This window comes from Trueperella bonasi (assembly GCF_030811535.1).
GTDB lineage: Bacteria > Actinomycetota > Actinomycetes > Actinomycetales > Actinomycetaceae > Trueperella > Trueperella bonasi.
Genome location: NZ_JAUSQX010000001.1, coordinates 630280 through 648216 on the forward strand (window position 1 = coordinate 630280; position 17937 = coordinate 648216).

General features: G+C 56.4%; 22 protein-coding genes. 10 read left to right on the top strand and 12 right to left on the bottom strand.

The features are described 5' to 3' along the window. Positions 1-43 precede the first annotated feature (43 nt). Entirely contained in the window at positions 44-370 is a 327-nt protein-coding gene (locus J2S70_RS02980; protein ID WP_307682263.1) for a glycosyltransferase, read from the bottom strand. Positions 371-600: 230 nt separating this feature from the next. On the opposite strand from J2S70_RS02980, the gene J2S70_RS02985 reads away from it, so the two are divergent. The 3 genes from J2S70_RS02985 to J2S70_RS02990 all read left to right on the top strand — a co-directional run bounded on the left by J2S70_RS02985 (position 601) and on the right by J2S70_RS02990 (position 2315). Continuing rightward, positions 601-834 (top strand): hypothetical protein, encoded by a 234-nt coding sequence (locus tag J2S70_RS02985; RefSeq protein WP_307682264.1) that lies wholly within the window; start codon positions 601-603, stop codon positions 832-834. Positions 835-1036: 202 nt separating this feature from the next. Next, a complete protein-coding gene (locus tag J2S70_RS08845; protein WP_407702649.1) occupies positions 1037-1252 on the top strand; it encodes a hypothetical protein in 216 nt (71 codons plus the stop codon). Next, positions 1152-2315: a gamma-glutamylcyclotransferase family protein gene (locus J2S70_RS02990; RefSeq protein WP_307682265.1), complete on the top strand. Its 1164-nt coding sequence runs from the start codon at positions 1152-1154 to the stop codon at positions 2313-2315. The genes J2S70_RS08845 and J2S70_RS02990 overlap by 101 nt, the downstream gene beginning before the upstream one ends. 76 nt (positions 2316-2391) lie before the next feature. On the opposite strand, the gene J2S70_RS02995 is transcribed toward J2S70_RS02990, so the two are convergent. The 5 genes from J2S70_RS02995 to J2S70_RS03015 all read right to left on the bottom strand — a co-directional run bounded on the left by J2S70_RS02995 (position 2392) and on the right by J2S70_RS03015 (position 6215). Further along, a complete protein-coding gene (locus J2S70_RS02995; protein WP_307682266.1) occupies positions 2392-3081 on the bottom strand; it encodes a DUF981 family protein in 690 nt (229 codons plus the stop codon). 5 nt (positions 3082-3086) lie between these two features. Further along, positions 3087-3386 (bottom strand): hypothetical protein, encoded by a 300-nt coding sequence (locus J2S70_RS03000; protein ID WP_307682267.1) that lies wholly within the window; start codon positions 3384-3386, stop codon positions 3087-3089. A gap of 143 nt (positions 3387-3529) precedes the next feature. Beyond that, positions 3530-4516, bottom strand: a complete 987-nt coding sequence (locus tag J2S70_RS03005; protein WP_307682268.1) for a Gfo/Idh/MocA family protein — start codon at positions 4514-4516, stop codon at positions 3530-3532. Beyond that, positions 4516-5613 carry a DegT/DnrJ/EryC1/StrS family aminotransferase gene (locus tag J2S70_RS03010; RefSeq protein WP_307682269.1) on the bottom strand — a complete coding sequence of 366 codons (1098 nt, stop codon included), beginning with the start codon at positions 5611-5613 and terminating at the stop codon, positions 4516-4518. Before J2S70_RS03010 ends, J2S70_RS03005 begins: the two co-directional genes overlap by 1 nt. Continuing rightward, a complete protein-coding gene (locus tag J2S70_RS03015) occupies positions 5613-6215 on the bottom strand; it encodes an acyltransferase (protein ID WP_307682270.1) in 603 nt (200 codons plus the stop codon). The genes J2S70_RS03010 and J2S70_RS03015 overlap by 1 nt, the downstream gene beginning before the upstream one ends. A gap of 63 nt (positions 6216-6278) precedes the next feature. Here J2S70_RS03015 and J2S70_RS03020 point away from each other — a divergent pair, with 63 nt between their 5' ends. Genes J2S70_RS03020 through J2S70_RS03035 form a run of 4 tightly spaced genes read left to right on the top strand, consistent with a single transcriptional unit; the run spans position 6279 to position 9293 of the window. After that, positions 6279-6986 carry a glycosyltransferase family 2 protein gene (locus tag J2S70_RS03020; RefSeq protein ID WP_307682271.1) on the top strand — a complete coding sequence of 236 codons (708 nt, stop codon included), beginning with the start codon at positions 6279-6281 and terminating at the stop codon, positions 6984-6986. A 5-nt stretch (positions 6987-6991) separates the two neighbouring features. Further along, entirely contained in the window at positions 6992-7417 is a 426-nt protein-coding gene (locus tag J2S70_RS03025) for a DUF2304 domain-containing protein (protein ID WP_307682272.1), read from the top strand. Next, positions 7414-8409, top strand: a complete 996-nt coding sequence (gene rfbB, locus J2S70_RS03030) for a dTDP-glucose 4,6-dehydratase (protein ID WP_307682273.1) — start codon at positions 7414-7416, stop codon at positions 8407-8409. The genes J2S70_RS03025 and rfbB overlap by 4 nt, the downstream gene beginning before the upstream one ends. Beyond that, entirely contained in the window at positions 8409-9293 is an 885-nt protein-coding gene (locus J2S70_RS03035; protein ID WP_307682274.1) for a glycosyltransferase family 2 protein, read from the top strand. Before rfbB ends, J2S70_RS03035 begins: the two co-directional genes overlap by 1 nt. Positions 9294-9498: 205 nt before the next feature. On the opposite strand, the gene J2S70_RS03040 is transcribed toward J2S70_RS03035, so the two are convergent. Together J2S70_RS03040 and J2S70_RS03045 are read right to left on the bottom strand one after the other, a co-directional pair. Next, positions 9499-10425, bottom strand: coding sequence for a hypothetical protein (locus tag J2S70_RS03040; protein ID WP_307682275.1), 927 nt, complete (start codon positions 10423-10425; stop codon positions 9499-9501). 338 nt (positions 10426-10763) lie between these two features. Next, positions 10764-11609, bottom strand: a complete 846-nt coding sequence (locus J2S70_RS03045; RefSeq protein ID WP_307682276.1) for a glycosyltransferase family 2 protein — start codon at positions 11607-11609, stop codon at positions 10764-10766. 126 nt (positions 11610-11735) lie between these two features. Here J2S70_RS03045 and J2S70_RS03050 point away from each other — a divergent pair, with 126 nt between their 5' ends. Then, positions 11736-12923, top strand: coding sequence for an LCP family protein (locus J2S70_RS03050; RefSeq protein ID WP_307682277.1), 1188 nt, complete (start codon positions 11736-11738; stop codon positions 12921-12923). On the opposite strand, the gene J2S70_RS03055 is transcribed toward J2S70_RS03050, so the two are convergent. Beyond that, entirely contained in the window at positions 12918-13283 is a 366-nt protein-coding gene (locus J2S70_RS03055; RefSeq protein ID WP_307682278.1) for a hypothetical protein, read from the bottom strand. The two genes, J2S70_RS03050 and J2S70_RS03055, sit on opposite strands and share 6 nt — an antisense overlap. A 29-nt stretch (positions 13284-13312) precedes the next feature. Between J2S70_RS03055 and J2S70_RS03060 the strand changes: the two genes are divergently transcribed. Together J2S70_RS03060 and J2S70_RS03065 are read left to right on the top strand one after the other, a co-directional pair. Next, on the top strand, positions 13313-14221 hold the full coding sequence (locus J2S70_RS03060; RefSeq protein WP_307683363.1) for an LCP family protein: 909 nt from the start codon (positions 13313-13315) through the stop codon (positions 14219-14221). Next, entirely contained in the window at positions 14222-14677 is a 456-nt protein-coding gene (locus J2S70_RS03065; protein WP_307682279.1) for a GtrA family protein, read from the top strand. It abuts the gene before it with no gap. A gap of 41 nt (positions 14678-14718) precedes the next feature. Here the strand turns inward: J2S70_RS03065 and J2S70_RS03070 are convergent, their stop codons facing one another. The 3 genes from J2S70_RS03070 to J2S70_RS03080 all read right to left on the bottom strand — a co-directional run bounded on the left by J2S70_RS03070 (position 14719) and on the right by J2S70_RS03080 (position 17837). Then, entirely contained in the window at positions 14719-16035 is a 1317-nt protein-coding gene (locus J2S70_RS03070; protein WP_307682280.1) for a sensor histidine kinase, read from the bottom strand. Between the two features lie 3 nt (positions 16036-16038). After that, positions 16039-16716, bottom strand: a complete 678-nt coding sequence (locus J2S70_RS03075; protein ID WP_307682281.1) for a response regulator transcription factor — start codon at positions 16714-16716, stop codon at positions 16039-16041. 74 nt (positions 16717-16790) lie between these two features. Next, positions 16791-17837 carry an adenylate/guanylate cyclase domain-containing protein gene (locus J2S70_RS03080; RefSeq protein WP_307682282.1) on the bottom strand — a complete coding sequence of 349 codons (1047 nt, stop codon included), beginning with the start codon at positions 17835-17837 and terminating at the stop codon, positions 16791-16793. Positions 17838-17937 lie beyond the last annotated feature (100 nt).

Consider the following 17937-nt stretch of genomic DNA (forward strand, 5'->3'; position numbering starts at 1 on the left):
CGCACCGCGATAACTTGATGGAAACCCTCCGAGTAGCCTTCCATCAGATCGCGCAACAGTGAGGGGGGGGGTGCTGCAAATCCGAATCCATAATGACGACGGCCTCGCCAACTGCATGGTCAAGCCCTGCCAGCATCGCCGCTTCTTTTCCGAAGTTGCGACTAAGCGAGAGTACCCTCACTCTCGGGTCTTTGGTTAAGCTGTTGGCAACAGCTAAGGTCTCGTCAGAAGAGCCATCATTGACAATAATGATTTCGAATTCGGTGAGATTTCCGGTTGGCACGAACGATTCCACACACTGCCTATATAGTTCATTGAGATTAGGCGCCTCGTTGTAACAAGGGAAGATGATCGACAACAACCCGCCCAAGATAAAACTCCTCTACACACCCAGGACGCTCCAGAACCAATACTACTCTTTCGGGAGCCGTCATCGGAAAGGAACCTAACCCCCTGTCATCAGTACAGCACGTTAGTACTTGTCTGGCTCGACAATTCGAAAACAGCAGCTGGGATTGAAACGTGAAAACCTCATCGCCGTGTAAACGTTGCGAAAGTCAAACCAAAAACCATTACTCTGCCTGGTATTAAGGATCACTTATGCGCCGCACTTACAGATCACTCACTCTTATTCTGCTCAGTGTACTGATCATCTTTGGCGTGGCACCCGTATCACAGGCGAGCACCATCTCTGCCGGATACCCGGTTTCGCTTCTGGCGCGCCGTTCCGATAATACGTTGTATTCCTACGGCGGCGGTACTACTGGATACCTATCGTACGGCCGCCAAGTCGGTCACGGGTGGGGTGGGTTCAACTACGGCTTTCAAAATTAAATCGCTTCATAGCGGGCGTTACGACGACGTCATCGTGCGTGCTACAGACGGCTCGCTCCGACTTTATCATTCGAACGGCGATAGTCTAAGCGGCGGTTATCTAATCGGACAAGGTTGGAGTGGCATGACCGCGATGCTCGCCAGCGATGATTGGGATGGCGACGGAAACCCGGATATTCTGGCGCGCACTTCAGACGGCCGGATGCTGTTATACCCAACTAAGGGGCCTGGCCGATGGGGCTCTATCCGCCAGATAGGGCACGGTTGGAACAACATGAGCATGATGACCATTCCAGGTGACGTCACCGGAGACGGACATGACCGCCGTTCACGGGCCCAGTGGCAAGCTCCTTCTCTATCCAGGCAACGGGCATGGCGGTTTTCTCTCAAGCCGTGTGGTCGGGCAAGGGTGGGGTAACTTTGTGAATCTCACCTCGTTTGGAGACGTGGATGGCGATGGTATCCCCGATATCGTCGGCCAACGCGCCGATGGAAATCTCTACCGCTATTCCGGAATGAGTGACGGAACGTGGAGCTACGCTGTCAAGATCGGGCACGGGTGGCAAACCATGAGTCTGCCTGGTCCATGGCGAGCCACCAATGCTGCTGGCCCTCCGGCGCCAAAACCGCAAACGCTACGCCAGCCTTTCGTCTACGGCACACTTCGCACAGGTGACGAGGGTTATTTCATGATTGATGGCCGAGTACTGTCCGAACATAAAGCAACGGTGCCCGACTATCAGCTGTGGGTCACTCACGGGGGCACGTGGCCATGGGCAATCAAAGCTGATGCGGCATATCCGCTGGTTGGTCAGATCATGGAGTTCCCGGCGTCGACTCTCGCAAGGAACCTTGCCCGGCTCGATGTTTACGAAGGATATTTCCCAGATCGGGACATCGACACAATGCGTTATTGGAGGGTGCCTACGACTACAACGGATGGCAAGCCGGTGTGGATCTATGAAACCACTCCTCGCCAAGCGCGGTGGGTGCTACGCCATGGATATCAGGTGTTTAACGGTGATTGGTTTAGACAGGTTCGCACGTTCTCGCATACCTCAAGTGATGCCGGGCCTTTCGGCGTCGCGCAGACAGAGGCCGAAGTGGGCACGGCAGACGGTGTACTACCCCTCAACGAGGCCGCGCTTGGAACAGCGAGTACATCCGACCTTGGCACGCTCGACGGCGGGCAATTCCTCCAGCTTGACATCACCGTCAATGCGCCGCATGGCACGCGAGAGGGTTATATTTCCGTGCCGCCGGAAAGTTTCGTGGCCGTAGACTCACAGGGAGAACCTCTCTCACCATTCGATGAGGAGGCCAAGTTCTGTAGCGCGACACACGATCAGCTACCCTCATTCGTCGATGACGGTACGACTGCGGCAGGAACGCTCACGTTCAGCGGCGATGTTGCGCAGCTGTTTTGGATTAACGACGACGGCGCAGCGCAGCTGATCTGGAACGCACGGACAGGTTCATAAACAAGCAAGACACCAAAAGGGGCGGCGGTCATTGTGACCGCCGCCCACTTCGCCCTGCTTAGCAGATGTACCTAGTTTAGATATAGGTTCCATCCGGCTGCGGGAAGAAGCCGATGTGGCTGTAGAACACCGTGAAGGAGACGAACAGCCAGAGCATGCCAAAGCCCCACACCAAAATGGAGGTAATCTTGGCAACGGTCTTGTTCGTTAGCGCGAACGGGGTGAGCAACGCGGCCACACCCGTTCCCACGTACAGCGACATCACCATCAGCGGCTCAAGCAGGTTTCCTGCAAGCAGACGCGCAACCGGCTCGATGTCCGGCGGACGCCACATGCCAAAGTGCATACCGGCAATGCCGATGAGAATCAGGCCGAAGCCACCGATAGCGGCAACGTAGAGGATCGGGCGAAGGATGGCCACAACGTCCATCTTCACACCCGTGCGCTCAGCGGCACTTTCACCACGAATAATCGCGACACCAGCAACTAGCGCGAGCATGCCGTAGAAGGCAGCGGGCTCACCGAAAGTGATGTTGTCGACGGTACAGCAGAATGCACCCTCGACCTCGACCAGCGGCCACGTCAACGCCATGTGCGTACCGAAGATGGCGAGGTAGCCACCGGTCATGACGAAAGCCCAGCCGAATCCTGCCAGTGAACGACGGTTAGGCTGAGTGGCTGTGCGCGCAAAGAGCACCGCGAGCACCATGAGTGCACCCGTCACGAGCGCCATGGTGGTGTTATATGTTGGTCCTTGGAAAAGCATGCGTGTTACTCCTTCTCAGCCAGCAAAATCTGGCGGATCGACATGAAGGCAGTAGCCAGCGCAAAGGTGACGCACCAGACCACGACAGCTATGTCTTGGCCGGTAGAGCCGTAATTGGGCGACGGGTCAACCGGGCCGGTCCACGGCAACGATTCAACATTCGCGGTCGCCCACAGCAACACGCCAATCAGAATTCCTACCGGAAACGTGATGAGAGTTGCCTTAGTTAAAAGGCGTGCCCAACGGGCAGTCTTCTCTTCGTCGACGTCTACCGGAAGAATTTCAATTTCTTCGAGGGTAGCCATGTGTGATTCTTTCTCTAAAACACGGCGGTGTGCGCCGCCGCTCAATGGAACCATTCCATATAGCCACAGAGAATACGCTGACAATTAAATTAACTCAACTAAGGCACGCCCAGTATTAGGCCACTCCCGCGACACATAGAAAACTAGAAGCGGATCGCCTCACCATCATTAGCAGCCGAATCGAGCATGCCCTGCACAACCTTCATCGTCTTCAGAGCCTCACGCATAGTCACGTGATCGCTACCCTTACCAAGAATGGCGTCACGGAAGTTCTCGTGTTCCACGGCAAGGGGCTCGCGCTTTTCGAGCGCGTACCGAATAACCTGCCCTTCCGAAACGCCGCGGAACGCGGAAATCTGATCCCAGCCAAGCGGCAAGGAACCGTTTTCGTAGAAGGTCAAGTCCCCCATGATCGTTTCCGCAACAAGCGCGCCGTGCTCACCGAGCACCACGGTCTGGCGCTCCTTGTACGGGGTCAACCAATTCACCAAATGATTAACAAGTACGCCATTCTTCAGCTTGCCCGAGGCCGTCACGAGATCTTCATACTCGCGATCCGCACGATTAGCGCTCTGGGCCGAAATCGCAGCATAGTCCGCACCCGCAACCCAAGCCGCCAGATCGACGTCGTGAGTCGCCAGATCCTTGACCACGCCCACATCCGCAATACGAGCCGGGAACGGCGACTGCCGGCGCGTCGTAATCTGATACACCCGGCCAAGCTGACCATCGGCAATCCGGCGCCGCATCTCCAACAGGGCAGGATTACACCGCTCCACGTAGCCAACGGCACCAATCAGTCCCGCCGACTCAAACGCCTCAACCAGCTGCTCACCTTCTTCGATCGTGGAAGCGAGCGGCTTTTCCACCATCGTGTGAACGCCAGCCTCCGCCAGCTTGAGCGCTACCTCCGCGTGCTGGCCGGTCGGCACGGCAACCATCGCCGCGTCGATCCCAGCATCAATCAGGGCGTCGACATCCGGCAAGACCTCTAGCTCGCCGGCAACGTTGAACTTATCGCCATATGGATCGGCGACGGCGACCAGCTCGGCACCCTCCAGCGCCCGAATATTCCTGGCGTGGTGGCGGCCCATCGAACCTAGGCCAATGAGTCCGTAGCGAATCGTCATTACGCACCAGCCTTCGCAACAGCGTTGACAGCTTCGACGATCCGGTCCAGATCCTCTTGGCTGAGCGAGGGGTGAACCGGCAAGGAAATAACTTCGCGTGCTGCACGTTCGGTTTCTGGCAGATCCAGACCCGGTGCGTACGGAGCCAGCGAGGGCAGGCGGTGGTTCGGGATCGGATAGTAAACACCGCAGCCCACCTTGTACTCCTCGCGCAACGCGTTCGCGAAACCATCGCGGTCATCGCTCACGCGGATCGTGTACTGGTGGTACACGTGTACCGCACCGTCAGCGACGGGCGGTGTCACGACGCCGGTAAGGTTCTCATTCAAGAACTTGGCGTTTGCCTGGCGGGTGGCCGTCCAGTCAGCAAGCTTGGTCAGTTGCACGCGGCCAATCGCAGCGTGAATGTTCGTCATCCGGTTGTTCAGGCCCACCAGCTCGTTCTGGTACTGAACCTCCATCCCCTGATTACGCAACAACCGTGACTTACGCGCAACCTCGGCATCCGACGTCGAAATCATACCGCCTTCACCGGAGGTCATATTCTTCGTCGGGTACAACGAGAACGCAGCGAACGTGCCGAACGTGCCCACCATTTCGCCGTCCAGCGACGCGCCGTGTGCCTGTGCTGCATCTTCGAAAATCATCAGATCGTGCTCATCAGCAATCTTGCGCAGCTCAGCCATGTTCGCAGGGTGGCCGTACAAGTGCACCGGCATGATTGCCTTCGTCTTATCCGTAATCGACGCACGCACCGAATCCGGGTCGAGGCAGAAGTAGTCGGGCTCGATGTCTGCAAACACCGGGGTTGCACCCGTGAGCGCCACCGAATTACCGGTTGCCGCGAACGTGAAGGACGGCACGATCACCTCGTCGCCGACACCAATGCCGGAGGCCAGCAGACCGATGTGCAACGCGGAGGTTCCGGAGTTGACCGCAACAACCTGTGCGCCCGGGGTGAGCTGCTTGGAAAACTCTTCCTCGAAGGAGGCAACTTCAGCGCCTTGGGCGAGCATGCCCGAGGCAAGGACGGCGTCAACGGCTTTGCGTTCCTCGTCGCCCACAATTGGCTTAGCAGCCGGGATCATCTCAACCATTACTTAGTAACCTTTCGAATTGTGTTGTCGAATTTTTCATACACATCGCCTGTTTGAGGGCAAAGCAGCGTTCCGTCTTCTTGTTCTTCCAATTTGACGCCGGCATGGCCAACCCAGCCAATCTGCTTGGCTGGCACACCTGCAACGAGTGCGTGAGCCGACACGTCCTTGGTGACCACGGCACCAGCAGCAACCAGAGCCCACGCCCCAATCGTCACGGGAGCTACGCACACCGAGCGTGCACCAATCGCCGCCCCCGTCTCAATCGTGACTCCCACCTGCTTCCAATCCGAGGTGGACTTCAGCGTGCCATCCGGATTGATAGCCCGTGGGTAGTGATCGTTGGTGAGCACCACGGCCGGGCCGATGAACACGCCGTCCGCTAACTTTGCCGGCTCATAGACCAGTGCATAGTTTTGGATCTTGCAGTTATCACCAACCTCAACGCCGGTGCCTATATAAGCTCCGCGCCCGACCACGCAGTTGTGACCAAGCACCGCATCTTCGCGGACTTGAGCGAGGTGCCACACACTGGAGCCTTCCCCGATCTGAGCCTGTTGCGATACGTCTGCTGATGGGGCAATGCGCGGACCAGTTGTCATCCATCTCTCCTAGAGTGTTGAGGCCTCAATAAAGCAGTTCGACCTCATGCAATAATATATCGTATGCAGATAAGCACTTTACAGGACCTTTCGCGGGTGAGTTGGCTCGTCGTGCCGCTGTACAACGAAGCAACGGTTATTTTCGATGTGATCACCGAGGCACGCACCGTTTTCCCCAACATTGTGTGCGTCAACGACGGCTCAAGCGACAACGGAGCCGAACTAGCACGAAAAGCCGGCGCCGCCGTCGTCGATCATCCCATTAACCTCGGGCAGGGAGCGGCGCTCCAAACAGGAATCACTTGGGTACTCACCTACACCGACGCAAAATACCTCGTCACCTTCGACGCCGACGGCCAGCACCGCACCTCCGACGCACAAACCATGATCGAACGAGCTGAAGCCGAAGATCTTTCCTTCGTGCTCGGATCCCGCTTCCTTGGCGGCTCCCACCAAGCCGGCTGGCTCAAAAAACTCGTGCTTTCTACCGCTGCGAAAGTCACTCGCCTCCGTACCGGCATGGACCTGTCGGACTCGCACAACGGCCTGCGGGTGCTGCGCCGCGACGCCGCCGCACGGCTCGACCTCACCATGCACCGCATGGCTCACGCCTCGCAAATCATCAACCAACTCGCATCTATGAAACTACGCTGGGCTGAAGAGTCTGTGACCATCGACTACACTGACTATTCCAGATCTAAGGGGCAGAGCCTGTTGAACGGGGTCAACATTATGACCGACATGATATTCGCACCAAGCGAGAGTAGGTAACGATTATGCTCATCAAAATCATTCTGCTAGTCGCCGTGCTGGTGGCCGCAATCTTCCTCGTTAGAGGTACACAAGACACGAAGAATGTTGCGTTGCGCAGGCTGTTGCTTGTCGCCTTCGTTCTCATCGCCGTCGCTACCATCATCTGGCCGGATCTGGCCACCCGTGTGGCCCACGCCGTGGGCGTTGGCCGCGGCACGGATCTGTTGCTCTACCTGCTCATTATCGCGTTCCTGTCCTACGCGGTCGTCTCCTACCGGCGTATGGTCATTCTTGAAAACCGTCTCGTTGATCTTTCCCGGGAACTTGCGATCGCTCGCACACATCCGGACACGATCACGCGAGCAGACACCTTCGTACCAACTCCTGATCCCTCGCAGGCAGTACGCCACGGCGAGGATGCAACCCCAACAGAAAAGGAACAGGAATGAAAATTCTCGTCACCGGCGGAGCCGGTTTCATTGGTGCCAACTTCGTCAACTACACGGCATCTGAGGTTGCCGACGCCGAAGTCACTGTCGTCGACAAGCTCACCTACGCTGGTAACAAGGATTCCATTGAGGAACTCGGATCGAAGGTGACGCTCGTTGAAGGCGACATCGCCGACCGGGACGTTATCGATCCGCTCGTGGAACAATCCGACCTCGTCGTCCACTTCGCCGCAGAGTCGCACAATGACAACTCGCTGCGCGACCCATGGCCGTTCATCCAGTCGAACATTATCGGCACCTACCAAATCCTTGAATCGCTACGCCGCCACGGTGGCAGGCTCCACCACGTATCAACCGATGAAGTCTACGGTGACCTCGAACTTGGCTCCCCGCGCAAGTTCCTACCCGGTGACCCATACGTGCCCTCCTCGCCGTATTCCGCATCAAAAGCGGCATCGGACCACCTAGTTCGCGCATGGGTCCGCTCGTTCGGACTGGAAGCCACGCTCTCCAACTGCTCCAACAATTACGGCCCCTACCAGCACGTCGAAAAGTTCATCCCCCGCACGGTAACGAACATGATCGACGGCGTAAAACCGCGCGTTTACGGAACCGGCGAACAGGTACGCGACTGGATCCACGTTTACGACCACAACACCGCGGTATGGGACATCATCAACAAGGGCCGAATCGGGGAGACCTATCTGATCGGTGCAGATGGCGAAAAAACGAACCTCGAGGTCACTCAGCTGATCCTCGAAGAATTCGGGCACGATAAAGACGATTTCGACCACGTGGCCGATCGGCCCGGCCACGACCAGCGCTACGCCATCGACAACACGATGCTCGTCGAGGAACTTGGCTGGCAGCCACGATTCACGTCCTTCCGCGACGGATTGCGCGACACAATCGCCTGGTACCGCAACAATGAACAGTGGTGGCGCCCCCAGAAGGATGACGTTGAAGCCAAGTACCGCGAGGCCGGCCAATAATGATCGTGGCGGTCGTCGTCACGTACGGTCCCGACGAGCGCACGGCTGAACTCTTGCGGGCCGTGGCACCGCAAGTTGGGCGGATCGTCGTCGTCGACAACGGATCAGAGCCGGCAGACATGCAAAAGATCGCGAGCGCAATTGCCGAAGTTGGGGCGAGGGTTATCGAACTCGGGGAAAACACCGGGATCGCAAACGCCCAAAATGTTGGGATCCTATGGGCGAAGCAGGCGGGCGCCACGCACGTGCTCCTGTCCGATCAGGATTCGCTACCCGCACCAGATATGGTGGCGCGCTTGCGCGCACAATACGAGGGTGCGCCGGGCATCGGGGCCGTCGGGCCCTACATTGCGGAAAACAAACCGGGCGGGGACGAACTCGTCTACGTTGACCGCACGTGGGGGCCGCGCAGGGCCACGAAGGCCGAACTTGGCCAGCCGGTGCTGGATGCCGCGTTTTTGCTTGCTTCCGGATGCCTGATTCCCGTGGCGGTGCTTGACGATGTTGGCCCGATGAATGCCGAATATTTTATAGACCACGTGGATTTGGAATGGTGCCTGCGAGCCCGTAGAGCCGGATACCGCGTGGTTGTTGACACGGCCGCACGGCTCGATCATTCCCTTGGGGATGAGACCGTGACCTTACCTGGACGTGCGCAGCCGGTTCACGTGCACAGCCCGATCAGGTGCTACTACCTGGCTCGGAACACAATTTTCCTCATGCGATCGGGGCTTTTGCCGGCGGCCTGGCGTGTGGGCTACGCGCTGTGGCTGGCGAAATTTGCGGCATTCCACGGGTTGGTGGCAGATCGCCGCAGGGTTCGAATCCGGGAGCTTATCGCCGGTATTCGTGATGGGCTGCTGGGCCGGGGTGGGCGGCGCTAGACCTAGCCTTTAGCACTCTCTTCTTCCCACAGCCATTCTGTTCAGCTTCGATTTCCCTACTTGGCATCTTCCCTACCCCGCTTCGGAGGGAAAATCTTAGGACGATCGCCGGGGATTTTTTCTGAGCGTGGATGTCAGGAGCGTGTGTCATGGTTTTTTCACCATTTCTTCAGCGAGGCCGACCGATTCGGGGTAGATTTCTCAATTATCCTGACCAGCTTCGGACTTTGCGTAGATGTTTCCGGTCTATGATGAGGAAGTTCAGCATCTGCTTAGTCTGTTCCCAGTAGTCCCACACCTGTTCGTAGCTCAGGGATACCACGTTATATCCGAGCTCTTCGAACACCGCCATGCGCCGCTTATCCTTGAGGAATGCCTGCCTACTGCCGTGATAGGCATACGATTCCGACTCAACCACGAGGGAATCACCGACAACAAGATCAGCACGATAGTCCGGTGTTAAGCCCACCTGTTGACGCACTCGAAGGCCGCGCCGCCGAAAATGGTGAGCAACCCGCGTTTCCGTCCCCGATTCTGAACCCACTTGGAAATCTTGCAACTGCGCGCCGATTGTTCGCGGCAACCGGTCGATCATAGCCTCAATCCATTGCGGGCTCAGTTTGCCAAGATTGAGGGCTGATTCGATCACGACTAAGGCGGTTTCCCAATCATGCCACCTGGCAACTTGTTCCACCGCTTCTTCGACAGTTGCGATGAGAAGGCGTTTATCGCCGGGATACTGGTGGACGCAAGCCGCAGTCAAGCCACGTGAGGTTTTACTTATCCTTTTCCTGATTTCGCGAACATTTTCGTGCTTACTGGCAAGAAGGTGGACTTCGGAAGCAGGTCCGAAATTTGTGGGAATATACGACGTCATTTTCCCTAGCGGGTGAGGTTCTCCATTCGGCCCAATCCGCGGCTTTGGCACCCACAGGTTATGAAACTGAGCAGCCGACAGGCAGCCCACACGGATGTGGTTTTGCGCCGCGAATACACGTGTAAGATCCGCCCCGGGCTCGGCATACCAACCTTGGCTAAGATGCAGGATCCGCCCATTATCAACCAGTTGCTTAATCTGCCGCCAGGTGAGTCCTTGGGCGGTCAAATCTGGTCTTCGAAAAACGCGGGGCATGTGCCCATTCTCGGAAAATACTCACACGCACCGCTTGCCACACAGCCAAAATGTGGATAGGTACATCTCTTCGCTACCTGTGTAAAAACTTTCAGAAGTGAAACTTGAAAAAACTTCGCAGTTGAGCTTATTTTCCTTCAAACCGGGAATATTTTACGTCAAAAGCCCAATTTCTGGCCTAAGCGGCGACGCCACCAGCCAGAGTCATACTTTTTTCACCAAAAAGCGAAACAGAAGGAAAACTGGCGAGAAAATAAGGTGACAGGAAATTTTTACTCCCAGAAGCGCGAAAAGCCAAAGCCTAGAGAAGTGCCGAATTGGCTGAGGAATGGTAGCTTCTAAATTTTTCCGAGTTTGAGCAAAAATTTTAAACGTGCTTTAAGGCCCGCTTTCAAAGCACAACGCAGCAGGCCGTAGGCGGGGCCGGTATAAACTTTCGATAGGTAGGTGTATGCAGATTTATGGTGGGCGTGCAACATTGGAGCGGGTCTATCTCGCCAAGATTTGCCCTGGTCGTGTACAGCCGCGGCATCGTGTACAAAAACTCTTTCCCAGCCGGCAGCTTCCATGTCCTGGCCGAGCATCGTATCTTCGAAGAACATGAAGAATTCCGGGTCGAAACCGCCCACATCCCGGAACGCCTCGGTCCGCACGAGAAGGCACGAGCCGGAAAGCCAATCCACTGTGTGGGTTGAATTAATGTCACTATTTTTCAGGTAGCTGCGCGTCCACGGGTTTCCCGCGAAAACTTCACCAAACAGCGCGTGGCCAGTTCCAGATACGAGGCGTGGAAACTTTCGGGCTGACGGATAGATATCTGCCTCAGGCGTTAAAATCTTCGGCCCAAACATGCCGGCCTGTGGATAGTCTTCCGCGGTTTTCACCATCGTGGTCACGGCACCAGACTGGAACTTCACGTCGGGGTTTACGACGAGTAGCCACGGCCCGCAGTGGTCTTTGGCGCCGAGGTTGATTCCCCGCCCATAGCCTAGATTCGATCCGGCTTCGATCACGCGGGCACGGTCGGCAAGTTCGGCAAGTGCAGGTACAGGATCACCGTTGTTGACGACGACGATCTCACGGCTTAAATCCGACCCTGCGAGCGCGTCCTCCAGCGAATCGATCATCGCCGTAATTTCCCGGCCGGGATTGTACGCAACCGTCACAACGCGCAGATCAGCCACGGCACCTCCTTACTTGCCTATCGTCCCACATCAAGTCTGCCTCATTAGGTTAGCGAAGCGTTACTCTCGCCGCATTAGCCCCTAGCATTATCTCACTTACTCCGAACCGGTATTAGTATCTACTGCATGGCCAGTTCACGATCTGGGGATGGTCGCAGCCCCATTCATCGCAGTAGACCTCGCACCTCGACGTCGGTTTTACGCATCATTGGGCTCCTACTGCTCGGCCTAGTTTTGACAATGTTTTCAGCTGGCGCTGTCATGTACTCGAATTTGCAGGGTAACCTTACCCAACATGAATTAGATGAATATGTGGAATCTGAGGATCGGCCTACGACTCCACCTCCTCAAGATGGCTCTAGCGGGCGTCCACTCAATATCCTGGTCCTCGGATCTGACGTGAGGGAAGGAACGGCTGATATCGACGGCGCCGGGCGCTCCGGCCACGTTGTGGGAATGCGTTCAGATACCGCAATGATTGTTCATATTTCGGCGGACCGAAGCAGGGTTGATGTAGTTTCGATTCCGCGAGATACGCTGGTGGACATTCCATCGTGTCGTCTTCCGAATGGCGGGCGTACCGCACCTGAATCGCAAGCAATGTTTAACTCCGCGTTCCAGCGTGGTGGGCAGACCGGCGACGTCGGAGCGGCAGCCGGCTGCGCGATACGAACGGTAGAAGATCTAACTGGGATTTATATTGACGGGTTTATCGTCGTTGACTTTGCATCATTCCAAGATGTTGTTGACACGTTGGGTGGGGTTGACATCTGTTTGGCGGAATCTGTCTATGATGCGCCGGCCGGATTAGAGCTTGATGCAGGTTGCCAAACACTTGACGGTGAGCAGGCGCTAGGCTTGGCGCGCGCACGCAAGTCTCTTGGTGATGGTTCGGATCTTTCGCGCATTACCCGCCAACAACAACTCGTAGAGGCGATCGTTGCCAAAGCGCTTTCACTCAATCTTGTTGCCGATTTGCCTTCTTTATACGGCGTGGTGGAAAGCCTCAGTGAGCACGTCGAGCTGTCAACAAGTTTGGGCAATATTACCGATTTGGCCGGTCTTGCATATTCTTTACGTGACCTTTCGCTCGAGGATATGACGATGATGACGATGCCTTGGGATCCTGCTGGAAACCGAGTCGTGCCAGCTAGTGAGGCCGACCAGGTGTGGGAGTCGATTATCGCGGATCGTCCGCTACCCGCGTTGGATCCGCAGATTTCAGGTGGTAGCCCTATTATTGAAGGATCCGAAGTAGAAATTGAGCAGTTCCGCGACGCCGTTGGCGGCGGTGTGCTCTTGGAGGACTCATGACGCAGCCACCCTCGTTCGAACCTCGCCGGCGCGCACAACGGCCGACGGCGGAAGGTGCTCGCGCAACAGGTTCTCAGCCATCTGGCGCGCACTCGCACGGAACGCGCTCGTCTGGCACGCAGTCGCCTCAGCGCCCTTCCTCTCCGGTTCGTCGATCCGCGTTTCCTGATCGCTCCGGAAATGGCTCTTGGGAACGGCGATCACCTGAACCGGCTGGGCCACCGCCGGCCTACCCACCGAAGAGTCAAGCTCCCCACGTGCAGCAGCCGGCCGATGATCGAACTGCACACAGACCGGCACAAGCGCCGCCGCCCCAGCCACATCCCCAGCGGCCACAGCCCCATCCGCAGCCTCGGCCACGTAAGAAACGCTCCTTCGGCAAGATCTTGGTGGTTTGCCTGCTCGTCTTCCTGATTGCTCTGGGTGGTTGGGCTGCTTACTTGTATTCGTATGGAAATGGTCGGCTCACCAAGGTTGATGCACTCTCGGGCGCAGCCCCCACTTCCGGCACCACACACTTGATCGTGGGTTCTGATAAGCGCAGTGAAGCTGTTCCTGGCGAAGTTGAAGGCGAGCGAGCAGATACCATCATGCTTTTGCACGTTCCAGATTCGGGCCCAACGGCGCTAGTTTCAATTCCTCGTGACACCCTGGTGACCTTTCCAGGTAGCCAGAATACCGGCAAGATCAATGCTGCATATTCTTATGGCGGACCCGAGTATTTGGTTCAAACGGTCGAGGCACTGACAGGGCTCACTATCGATAGCTATGTGGAAATAGGGATGGACGGCGTTCTGAATTTGACGGATGCTGTTGGCGGTATTGAGCTGTGCTTGGATTATGACGTTTCGGATTCGATGTCGGGTCTGGAGTGGACTTCCGGTTGCCACACCGTGGATGGGCCGATGGCCCTTGCCTTTGCTCGGATGCGCTATTCTGATCCGCTCGGCGATATCGGCAGAAATGAGCGTCAACGCCAAGTGGTTTCTGCCATTATTGGTGAAGCTCTTTCTCCTGAAACCATTCTCAATCCGATCGCGCAGCGCGACCTCGTTGGAAGCGCTACCGAGGTATTGACGGTTCACGAAGGCGGTTCGCTGATGACGGTTGCACGGGCCGGCCTGGCTCTGCGTTCCGCCATCGGCGAGGGCGGTCTGATGGGCTCTCCGCCGATCGAGTCACTCAACTATCCGGGCCCCGGTGGTTCGTCGACGGTGCTTTTGGCGCCCGAGGCGAAACAGTTCTGGGTTGATTTGCGTGACGGGAACTTGACCGAAGAATCGTTCGCGAGCTTTTAAATGAGGCGGCTACGTGAGCACCTACTTCGCGGGCAAACCTATCGCGAGTGGCTACTGGAATTGCTCAGGTTCATCACGGTCGGTTTTGGCTCCTATTTCGTAGACGTCGGTCTGTTTAATTTTCTTGCCTATTCCGGGGTTGTGACGTTACCCGGCGATGCTCCGATGGTCGCGAAAACGATTTCCGTGAGCGTGTCCGTGGTATTCTCATGGATCATGAATCGGCTGTGGACTTTCAAAGATAAGTCCGACAAGTCCAAGCGCCGCGAGTTTGTGCAGTTCATTTTGGTTAATGTCGGCGGTCTTTTGTTAGCGCTTGGCAGCTTGGGCTTCTCCAGGTTTGTGCTCGGTTTGGATAGCCAACTTGCGGATAATATCGCGGCCAACGTTGTGGGGCTCGTTCTTGGCACGGCGTTTAGGTACGTGTGCTATCGCTACATTGTGTTTACGAAGTAATCGACGACGCACGGCGGCTTCCGGCAGGATCAGCGTACCATTTAGCGCCGGTTACGCCGGGCTCCGAGCGCCATAATTGCACCCTGTGGGAGCACGCGATCCGGGTCTAGTGCTTTTGGTAAGGCCGAGAGGGTAAGCGTAAATTCGGCTGGCTGTTTGTTGGTCAGTTCAAGGCGGCCGCCATCGGCTTCTGCTAGTTCTTTCGCAACTGCAAGCCCGATGCCTGTCGAACCACCGGTGGAAAATCCTTTTTCAAAAATTTCCTCTTCGTCTTCGATGTCCACGCCTTCGCCTTGGTCTCGGACTTTAAAGATAATGGATTTTCCGGATTGAGCGGCTGAAATGGATGTTTTCCCTTCGCCATATTTGAGCGAGTTTTCGATCAGGGTGGCAAGAATTTGGGAGAGTGATCCGGGTGTTGCGAGCACGGCTCCGTGGAATTCGAAGTCGAAAGTGAGCGATCGACCAGCGCGCTCGAATGGTTTGGTCCATTCATCCTTTTGGCGCTGGAAAGCCCGTTTGACGCTAATGGCTTCGGTCGTTCCACCCGATTCTGATTGGGAGGTGGCCATGAGTTCTTCGACTACGCCGCTCAGTCTGTCAATCTGTTCGAGTGCCTTGTTCGCTTCTTCAATGATTTCATCGTCTTCGGCCAGATATTCGATTTCTTCGATCCTCATCGAAAGCGCCGTCAAGGGGGTACGCAATTGGTGCGCCGCATCGGCCGCAAATTGCCGCTCCTTGGCTATGCGCCCTGCCATTCGATCAGCGCTTCGGGCGATTTCTTCTGAGATCAAATCGATTTCTTCGATTCCAGATCGTTTCACCTGGGGGCGCACCCTGCCCGCACCCAATTGTTCAGCAGCAGCTGCCAGATAAATGAGTGGCGCAGATATTTTTCGAGATTGCCGCATCGCTACGAGGACGCCTACGAAGAATGCCGCAAAAATGAGGCCAAAGCCAGCCACCACCATGAGCGCAAGACTTGGTATAACATCCGAACGTGGGCTAGAGACGGTGATGAGCACGCCGGAGGCGCTGACCACTCTCTGCTCGACCACGTTCTCAGCTTTCGCCGTTTCAGAAGTGATGGTTGTACCGTCCGGGTAGTCAACTTCCACATGTGTGCCGGCGGAACTTCCGTTATCTGCAAGGCGCGTTAACAGGGTTTCACTCACATAGATTTCGTCGGAGGCAAATCTATCCACGATCGTTGCAACCGCGGCGGCCCGCCCGCTCAATTCCGTGTGGGCTTGTTGCCAGCCTAGGGAGACGGCGAATATCATCCCCGGAATTCCCAGGATAAGAACGGCTACGGCAACCGCCGTCGTCGTCATTGCAATCGCACGACGGCGCATGTATTACTCCTCGAAACGGAATCCCATCCCACGAACGGTCGTAATGTAGTGGGGATCGTTAACGTCGTCGCCGAGTTTGCGGCGCAGCCAGGAGATATGCATATCGAGCTTTTTGGTGGAGGAATCTGAGTCGTCTCCCCACACTTCCCGAATCAAGTTCTCGCGCTCGACTACGCTTCCCGCTTCCCGCAGCAGCACCCTAAGGAGGTCGAATTCTTTTCCGGTGAGCTGGAGCTCCTTCGAACCTACATAGGCCCGGTGCCCGTCGATATCGATCGAGACGTCCTGCGCCTGAAGCGTCTCGGATTCCTCGTCGCCCGCCGTGGCTCGCCGCAAGAGTGCACGCACGCGCGCAAGGAGCTCTGCGAGCCGGAACGGTTTCGTGACGTAGTCATCTGCCCCGGCATCTAGCCCGACCACCATGTCAACCTCTTCGGAGCGAGCAGTCAGAATGAGAATTGGGAAAGTTTTACCCTGGGAGCGTGCGGTTCGAGCAACTTCCAGGCCGTCAATATCGGGCAATCCTAGGTCCAGGACCACAAGGTCGATGTCGGAATCCATGTGTTCCAGCGCCGCCCGGCCGGTTTCAACCGGATGGACGTCGTATCCTTCACGGGAGAAAGCTCGAACTAGAGGAGTTGAAATCGCGGAGTCGTCTTCGACAAGTAAAATCTTCGTCACTGCGCGTCCTTTTCTAGATTTAAGGCCTTAGGGCTGAGTTTAGTAAAGATTTTTTCAAGGTGGAAGTGCGCACGCTATGCGCTGCGATCTGAATCGGGCACGACTCGCAAGATTGCCGACTCAATGTACCCAAAGCCCTGGAGTTCGGAGCCGAAATTTTCGCTGATCTGATACTTGTCACGGTCAAGGGCAAGTAACGCTTCGGCAGTTTTTCGGTCGACGACGATCTCTCCTTCCGGAGCGATACCGGTCAGGCGCGAAGCCAAGTTAACGGTCGGCCCGAAAATATCACCGAAGCGGGAGACGATTCCGCCCCACACAAGAGAGGCGCGCACCTCTGGCATATTAGGTGTTGCATGGAGCGCGTTCACGATTTCCGAGACCACTTCCGCTCCAGTTTCCAGATCGTCAGCGACGTACAGGACGGCGTCGCCCACCATTTTGACAACTCGAGCACCAAGCCCGGAAATGACATCTCGGCAGGTGAATTCGAATGTTTGCACAAAGTCAACGAGTTGGTGTGGCGAGAGCCGGCCGGACCTGTCGGTGAAGGCCACAAGGTCAACAAATCCAAGGGCTCGCGTCAAGGGCATATCCGAATCCGCTCGCATGTCCTCAAGTTCAACTTCGGTGCGGCGCAAGAAGGAGGCAAGATGCCGCCGCCAGGCGTATTTCATCTGATAGACGAGGAACTCCTCGTATTCGTTGATGTGATCGAGCACCCAGTAACGGGCCGAAACTTCATCGAGTCCGTAGCGCGATTCGGCTTCTTCAACAAGTGCTTCGTACTGCCAGAGTACGAGCCTATCGGCAAGATGGGACTGCCCACGGATGAGGGAGTTTTGAGTGTCTTCATCGGTGCGGCCAAGATCAACCATGTCCTGATGCGCACGCATAACATCGACGTCGTACTCAGTGAAAAGCCGGGTTTGCGGATCCTGAATATACGGGAATCCCATTGCACGCCAAAAGCGCCGCGCGGAATCGGTGTCCATGTTCGCCAAATCTGCAGCTTGACGCAGGTCATATTTGGCAGGCCCGTCCAGCAGTCGATGCACGTGCGCCTCGACCGTCGTTGGCACGTCTTCTGGACGCTCGCTAAATGGTGTGCTCTGGATCACTTCGCTACCCTAACAAGTTGGCATTCATTTTCCAACCGATAAAACCAAAGTCGCAGGTCACGATCGATTCCGGGAGCCAATATTGGACTTGTCGGACGCG